Source organism: Frankia sp. R82 (assembly GCF_023716925.1).
In the GTDB taxonomy this organism is placed as follows: domain Bacteria; phylum Actinomycetota; class Actinomycetes; order Frankiales; family Frankiaceae; genus Frankia.
This window is the reverse complement of record NZ_JAMQQG010000143.1, coordinates 1-1,764: the sequence shown is the minus strand read 5'-3', so window position 1 is coordinate 1,764 and position 1,764 is coordinate 1. Positions and strand designations below refer to the sequence as shown.

General features: G+C 77.3%; 1 protein-coding gene. It reads right to left on the bottom strand.

Annotated elements, in window-relative coordinates; translation table 11 throughout:
• Positions 1 to 1,764, bottom strand: a 1,764-nt coding sequence (locus ND747_RS16225; RefSeq protein WP_251734450.1) for an SDR family oxidoreductase, incomplete at both ends; no start/stop codon positions are given.

Below are 1,764 nucleotides of genomic sequence, written 5' to 3'. Positions count from 1 at the left end.
GGCCCGAGGTCGCGGCGGCGAGGTCGGGGGCGGGCAGCGCGGCCCGGTCGAGCTTCAGCGGCAGCACCCAGGCCCGGGGCTGGGCCAGCGCGGCGTCGAACAGGTCCAGGCCCTCGGCGACCGGGATCGCGGCGACGCCGGAGCGGGCCATGCGTCGCAGGTCGAGGGCGGTCAGGTGGCCGGTGATCCCGCCCGCGCCCTCCCACAGGCCCCACGACAGCGTGGTCGCGGTCTGCCCTCTGGTCCGCCGATGGTGGACCATCGCGTCGAGGAAGGCGTTCGCCGCGGCGTAGTTGCCCTGGCCCGGGGCGCCGAAGACCGAGGCGGCCGAGGAGAACAGCACGAACGCCGACAGCTCGGTGTCTCTGGTCAGCTCGTGCAGGTTCCAGACCGCGTCGACCTTGGGACGCAGCACGGCACTCACCCGCTCGGCGGACAGCGAGCCGATCAGCCCGTCATCGCTCACCCCGGCGAGGTGGACGACCGATCGCAGCGGCCACTCGGCCGGGATGGCCGCCAGCAGCGCCGCCAGCTCGTCCCGGTCGGCGACGTCGCAGGCCGCGACGCTCGCCGTGGCACCGAGCTCGGCCAGCTCGGCCAGCAGCGCGTCGGCGCCCTCGGCCGTGGGCCCGCGCCGGCTGGTCAGCAGCAGTCGGCGGACCCCGTGGTGGCGCACCAGCCGCTTCGCCAGCGCGGCGCCAAGCCCGCCGGTGCCGCCCGTCAGCAGGACCGTGCCGGCGGGATCGAAACGGACGCCGTCCGCGTCGGCGGTCTCCAGGCGGACAAGTCGCGGGGCGAGGACCCGGCCGTCGCGCACTACCGCCTGCGGCTCCCCCGCGGCGGCGACGGCGGCCAGCAGGCGGCGCGCGCCCGGGGAACCATCCAGGTCGACGAGGGCGACGCGGCCGGGGTTCTCCGTCGCGACTGTGCGAAGCAGGCCTAGCGCCGCCGCGAGCGGCAGGTCGTTGGCCTCGCCCGCCGCCGTCGGGACGGCGTTCTCGGTGAGCACCACCAGTGTGCGCTCGTCGCCGGAGTCCAACCAGTCATGGGCCAGCGCCAGCGCGCGGGCGGTGGCCTCGTGGGTCGCCGTCACGACGTCCGGCGCGCTCGGCGACGGCAGCTCGACCACCCGGACCGTGTCGGCCCAGCCCGCCGGGGCGTCCTCGGCTGGGCCGACGGACAGCTCGGTCCACTGCAGGCGGTAGAGGGAGTCGCGCCGCGCGGAGCCGAGGGCCGCCGCGGCCACCGGGCGCCATTCAAGGCGGTCCGCCGACGCCACCGGGTTGCCCGCGCTGTCGGCAAGGGTGACCGACACCGCGGCGGGTCCCACGGGAGCGAACCGCACCCGCAGGTCGGTGTCCCCGCGGCGGTGCACCCGCACTCCGGTCCACGCGAACGGCAGGCTCGGCTCGGTCGCGTCGAGCGCGTCCAGCATGACCGCGTGCAGCGCGGCGTCGAGCAGCGCCGGGTGCGTCAGATACGCGCCGCCGGCCTGGCGGGCCGCCTCGGGGAGGGCGATCTCGGCGAACACCTCGTCGCCGCGGCGCCACGCCCGCCGCAAGCCCTGGAACGCCGGCCCGTAGCGGTAGCCGGCGGCGGCCAGCTGGTCGTAGGCGCCCGACACTTCCATCTCGGTCGCGTCCCGCGGCGGCCAGACGCGCAGCGGCTCGCCGGCCGTCGCGCTGCCCGGGCCGACCGACCCACTCGCGTGGACGCCCCACGGTCCGCCGTCCTGGCGGGCGTGGACCGACACGGCCCGGCGGC